Source organism: Mesorhizobium sp. M7A.F.Ca.US.006.04.2.1 (assembly GCF_004022915.1).
GTDB lineage: Bacteria > Pseudomonadota > Alphaproteobacteria > Rhizobiales > Rhizobiaceae > Mesorhizobium > Mesorhizobium ciceri.
Map to the genome: position 1 here is coordinate 1 of NZ_RZQA01000448.1, position 5,259 is coordinate 5,259.

A 5,259-nucleotide genomic window follows, 5' to 3' on the forward strand; every position below is an offset into this window, starting at 1 on the left:
GTGTACGGTCGACCGTATGGCCGGTTCCGGTGACGATCTCGAGATTGCCCTCAAGCTTGAGCGGGCCATTGGTGGTCGGCGTCACTTTCAGCGGACCATTTCTCGCTTCGAGCGCCGGCGTGTCCTTCAGCTGCGGCTCGCCGGTGGCGGCAAAACCGGATTTGTTGTGGCTGCCGTCGCAGAACGGCTTGTTTTCCGAAGCGCCGCAGCGGCAGAGCGTGGCACGATAAGAAGTCTCGCCGTCGAGAACGATCTCGGCGTGTACCGCCAGCGGGCCGTTTTCCCGCAGCCGCACCGTGTTGACCACCGGTGCTTGCTCCTGCGGCCCGCCATCCTTCCTGACATAGGTGATGGCGCCCGACGGGCAGCTTTCGGCGATGGCGACGATCTTCTCGACGCTGGCCGCCTCGGGATGGATCCATTGACCCGGCGCGTTGGGCACGAAGACGTGCGGATCGCCGAGCACGCAGTTGCGCGAATGGATGCAGCGCTTGCCGGAAAACCCGACGTCGATCTTGTCGCTTTCGACCATGCCGGCCATAGCTGAGCTCCTTTTGCCTGAAGCACGTCGCGTCTGAACAGTTCGAGGCGGCGCGCGCTGGGTATTTGCACAGGCTATGGCTCCAGCCCGAAGACCGTCAAGCTGGCAAACCGGTCAGGGGACCAGTTCGATCTCCTCGGTCTCGCCGCCGCTGCAGGTATAGCAGCAATCCTCGCATTTTTCCTTGTTGCCGGGGCCGACGCCCCAATAGGTGCCCTCGTCACCATCGACCCAGGCGCCGTAACAGATCGATTCCCCGGCGTTGCAGGATATCGGCAGCTGCTTGGTCTCGCCGTCGTCGAGGTAGAAGTCCTTGTCATCGCCCGGCCAGACATAGTCGCGATCCTGGCTGTAGAGTTCGACGCGCATGGCGTTGGGGTGGCCGTTCTTGATGGCAAAGGTGACATCGTCGGCACGCGCCGCCGGCACGAGCAGCATGAGGAGAGACAGCGCGGCCAGCACGCGGCGCGCATAGATATGAAACATGAGTGACCCCCTGAATAAGCGGCCCACCCGGCCGCGTGGCGACCATCGCACGCAGCGCTGAATCGCGGAAGTGGACCGGACGAGCCGATCCCTGACTTAATTTGGGTCCAACGAAAACTTCCGCGCTCTACGGCACCAGATCGATCGTCTCTGTCGAGTGTTCGACGCAGATGAAGCAGCAGGTGTCGCAAGGCTGGTCATTGTCCGGCCCGACGCCGGCCGAGAGGCTGTCATTGCCGTCGGCCCAGGCGCCATAGCAGATATGTTCGCCCTGATTGCAGGAGAACGGCACAGATTTCTGCGACCCTGGGGCGATCAGGAACACCTTGTCGTTGCCCGGCCAGACCGTCTCGCGGTCGCGGCTGAACAGCTCGACCGCGACTGCTTCCTTGCGCAGGTTCTTGACGAAGAAGGCCATGTCGGCGGCCTGCGCCGAGGCGGTGAAGACCAGCGCCGCCAGTGCAACCATACGAAACAGCGTCACGGCCTGGATCTCCCGAATCACCGCGGCAGAATCGCATGCCTGCCCGCTACTAGGAAGGTGCGGAACCCTGCGTCGCGATCTCATGCCCCAGCCGCACCGTTTCACGCACCAGCAGGTCGAGATCCTCGCGCCGTGTGCGATGATTGGTGATCGCCACGCGCAACCAGTGCTCGCCATGCACCGTGGTGTCCGAAAGGGCCGCAATGCCCTGTTCCTGCAGCCGCAGCATGATCTCCGTGTTGAGCACCTTCAGAGCCTCGCCTGTCAGACCGGGCTGATAGCGGAAGCAGACGATGTTGACGGTCGGCGATGCCGCCAGCTGCAGCCGCGGCGCGGCCTCGATCAAGCCGGCAAGATAGACGGCCTGGGCAATGTTCTGGTCGATCAGGCGGCCGAATTTCTCGACACCGTGCTCCTTCAGCGCCATCCACACCTTCAGCGCGCGAAAACCGCGCGACGTCTGCAGGCCGTAGTCGTGCAGCCATTCGCCGGAAGCGAGGCCGCGCGGCGTCGATTCCAGATATTCCGGCGTCACCGCGAAGGTCCCGCGATGCGCGGCGGCATCCCTGACCAGGGCGCAGCCGACTTCGAACGGCGCGTGCAGCCATTTGTGGGGATCGAGCGCGACCGAATCCGCCCGTTCGATGCCGGCGACGCGATGGGCATTCTCAGGCGCAATGGCGATCAGCGCGCCGATGCAGCCGTCGACATGGAACCAGAGGCCTTCCTCATGTGACAGCTTCGCAAGCGCCTGCAAATCGTCGATCGCCCCGGTGTTGACGGTGCCCGCCGTACCGATGACGCAGGCCGGCTTGAACCCTGCCGCGCGGTCGTCTGTGATCGCTGCCCGCAAGGCGGCGATATCGATGCGCAGCCCGGCATCGGTCGGGATGCGGCGCAGTGCCCGGTTGCCGAGGCCAAGTGCCTCCATCGCCTTGCGGTGGCACGAGTGGATCTGCTCCGAGCCGTAGAAGCGCAGCGGCTCTTCGATGGCGGCGACACCATGCTCGCGCACGTCGATGCCGGCCTTGACGTTGCGCGCCACGGTCAGCCCGATGATGTTGGCCATCGAGCCGCCGCTGACCAGCGTGCCGCCGGCAGAAGCGGGAAAGCCCAGCATCTCCTTGCACCAGTTCACCACCTGGCTGTCCATCAGCCCGGCGGCGTGGTTGCCGCCGCCGAGGTTCGAGCCCTGGATTGCCGCAAGGAAATCGCCGAGCGCACCGGTGAAATTGCTCGACCCCATATACCAGGACCAGAAGCGCGGATGGATGTTGCCCATTGGATAGGACATCACCGTGCGGGACACCTCAGAATAGACCGCATCCAGCGGCGCCGGCGAGCGCGGCAGCGGCGCCGAGAAGGCCCCTCTCACATCGGCCGGCATCTCCCGCCAGACCGGGCGGTCGCGCACATCGCGGAGGTAATCGACCGCATCGTCGATGACCCGGTGCGACAGGGCCTGCACATCGGCCCAGTCCAGGGGATCGAGCGTTTCCTCGGCCAAAAGGCCGAGGTTTTCTTGCACGGCGTCCATACCAGATCTCCCGTCAAGCCGCCGGGAACTGGCAGCCGGGCGTCGAGCGCGACAGGGCGGTCTCGTCGGCATCCATCTCGGCCTCGATGCCGTCGAACAGCGGTGTCGACATGTAGCGTTCGCCGGTGTCGGGCAGCATGCACAGGATCACCGCACCGGCCGGCGCCTCCTCCGCGACCTGCCGTGCCACGGCGAAGGTCGCGCCGCCGGAAATGCCGGTGAAGATGCCCTCTTTGCGCGCCAATTCCCTCGCCCATTTGATGCCCTCGGGCCCGGCGATCGGCATCACCTCGTCATAGAGGCTGGTGTCGATCGCCTCCTGCAGCACGTTGGGGATGAAATCCGGCGTCCAGCCCTGGATCGGGTGCGGCTCGAAGGCTGGATGGCTGGCGGCGGGAGCACCATCGACGCCGCGCTGCTGGACCTTGCCGCTGCCGATGAGCTGCGCGTTGGCCGGCTCGGAGAGCACGATGCGGGTTTCCGGCCGCTCGCGGCGCAGCACGCGCGCCACGCCCACCACCGTGCCGCCGGTGCCATAGCCGGTGACGAAGCAATCAAGCCGCGAGCCGGCGAAATCATTGACGATCTCGCGCGCCGTCGTTGCCTCGTGGATGGCGGCGTTGGCGGCCGTCTCGAATTGGCGGGCAAGGAACCAGCCATTGGCCTCGGCCAGTTCCACCGCCTTCTTGTACATGCCGAAACCTTTTTCGGCGCGCGGCGTCAGCACCACCTTGGCGCCCAGCATGCGCATCAGCTTGCGGCGCTCGACCGAAAAACTGTCGGCCATCGTGACGACCAGCGGATAGCCCTTTTGCGCGCAGACCATGGCGAGGCCAATGCCGGTGTTGCCGCTGGTCGCCTCGACCACCGTCTGGCCCGGCTTCAGCGCCCCGCTGCGCTCGCCCTCCTCGATGATGTTGAGCGCCAGCCGGTCCTTCACCGAGGCGCCGGGATTGAAATACTCGGCCTTGACGTAGATCGTCGCGTGGGACGGTCCGAGATTGTTGATGCGAACCACCGGCGTGTCGCCGACGGTGTCGAGAATGCTGTCGAACAGGCGGCCGCGCCCGGCCGTGGTTCTGATCTTCTGCTGCTGCAACATCTTGGTCTCCTTGATTGTCATCGCGTTTTGTCTTCACGGGCCGGTTACAAACCGGCGGGTTGGGCGGCGAGGTTTGGTGACCTTGCCGCGCTAGGACTGACATGCCGCACAGCGGCAATGGCCGTATCCGGCGCTGAGATCCGCTGCCGGATGCGCCGTGTCGTGTTTGGTGATACAGGAGAGGCCGACAGGCCAGCGTGGGAGCAGGCGTGGAAACGCACGTGGAATCCACTCGATCGAGGCCGGACGGCGACATGCCGGTCCTTTCCGTGCGCCTGCTCGGACCGCTGATGATCTCCCGCGACGGCGCTCCGGTTGCCCTGCCTGCGTCACGCAAGCTGCGCGCGCTGCTCGCCTATCTGGCGCTGGCGCCGCATCCGGTCAGCCGCAGTCGCCTGTGCGAGTTGTTGTGGGATGTGCCGAACGACCCAAGGGGCGAACTGCGCTGGTGCCTGAGCAAGCTGCGCGGCGCGCTTGACATGCCGGCCCGGCGCCGGGTCTCCACCCAAGGCGATACGGTCGCACTCGATCTCGACGATTGCCTGATCGATGTGCTGGAGGTCAGCCGCGCCGCCGCGCAAGGGATCGGCACGCTTGACGTCGAGCGCTTGCGCGTGCTGGCCGGACTGTTTGCCGGCGATTTCCTCGACGGGCTGGAGCTCGAGCGCAGCCCGCATTTCAACAGCTGGCTGATCGCGCAGCGCCGCCGCTTCAGCGCTTGCCATGCCGCCGTGCTGGAACGCCTTGTCGCGAGCCTGCCGGCTTATAGTGACGAGGCGATCGCCCATCTCGACACATGGGTGGAACTGGCGCCGTTCGACACGTGCGGACATCTGGCGTTGCTGTCCAATCTGGCCGGGCGCGGCGAGGTCGGCGCGGCCGAAGAGCATCTGGCCGCGGCGGAACGATTGTTTCGGTCGGAGGAGCTCGATTTCGCACCGCTTCGCGCGGCCTGGCGGGCGATCCGCGACCGACAGTCGGGCACCTCGCTTCGAACGGCCTGCCTGTCCACGCTATCGCCACTGGTGGCCACCATGCCCACCGCACCCGGCCCGGTCGAGCCCAGCCACGCTTCGCTGGCGGTGATGCCGTTTGTCGAGGAGAGCGGC

5 protein-coding genes and 1 pseudogene are annotated in these 5,259 nt (G+C 65.8%); 1 reads left to right on the plus strand and 5 read right to left on the minus strand.

Annotated features, from left to right (window positions below; genetic code table 11):
* The 5 genes from EN925_RS22115 to cysK form a co-directional block, all read right to left on the minus strand.
* The coding region (locus EN925_RS22115; protein WP_128336923.1) for a (4Fe-4S)-binding protein at positions 1 to 541 on the minus strand (541 nt) is incomplete at its 3' end.
* 114 nt (positions 542 to 655) lie between these two features.
* Positions 656 to 1,027: a hypothetical protein gene (locus EN925_RS22120; RefSeq protein WP_063169665.1), complete on the minus strand. Its 372-nt coding sequence runs from the start codon at positions 1,025 to 1,027 to the stop codon at positions 656 to 658.
* A 127-nt stretch (positions 1,028 to 1,154) separates the two neighbouring features.
* The gene (locus EN925_RS22125; protein WP_024502169.1) at positions 1,155 to 1,511 is read right to left on the minus strand and encodes a hypothetical protein; all 357 of its coding nucleotides are present in this window, start codon (positions 1,509 to 1,511) and stop codon (positions 1,155 to 1,157) included.
* Between the two features lie 49 nt (positions 1,512 to 1,560).
* The gene (locus EN925_RS22130; RefSeq protein ID WP_127368097.1) at positions 1,561 to 3,048 is read right to left on the minus strand and encodes an aspartate aminotransferase family protein; all 1,488 of its coding nucleotides are present in this window, start codon (positions 3,046 to 3,048) and stop codon (positions 1,561 to 1,563) included.
* 13 nt (positions 3,049 to 3,061) lie between these two features.
* Positions 3,062 to 4,150, minus strand: coding sequence for a cysteine synthase A (cysK, locus tag EN925_RS22135; RefSeq protein ID WP_127368096.1), 1,089 nt, complete (start codon positions 4,148 to 4,150; stop codon positions 3,062 to 3,064).
* Between the two features lie 254 nt (positions 4,151 to 4,404).
* On the opposite strand from cysK, the pseudogene EN925_RS22140 reads away from it, so the two are divergent.
* A pseudogene (locus EN925_RS22140) lies at positions 4,405 to 5,259 on the plus strand (transcriptional regulator); the annotation flags it as partial.

Bases quoted from the DNA above. Each gene is read 5' to 3' on its own strand.
- EN925_RS22120 (WP_063169665.1), bottom strand. From the start codon at position 1,027: ATGTTTCATATCTATGCGCGCCGCGTGCTGGCCGCGCTGTCTCTCCTC.
- EN925_RS22130 (WP_127368097.1), bottom strand. From the start codon at position 3,048: ATGGACGCCGTGCAAGAAAACCTCGGCCTTTTGGCCGAGGAAACGCTC.
- cysK (WP_127368096.1), bottom strand. From the start codon at position 4,150: ATGTTGCAGCAGCAGAAGATCAGAACCACGGCCGGGCGCGGCCGCCTG.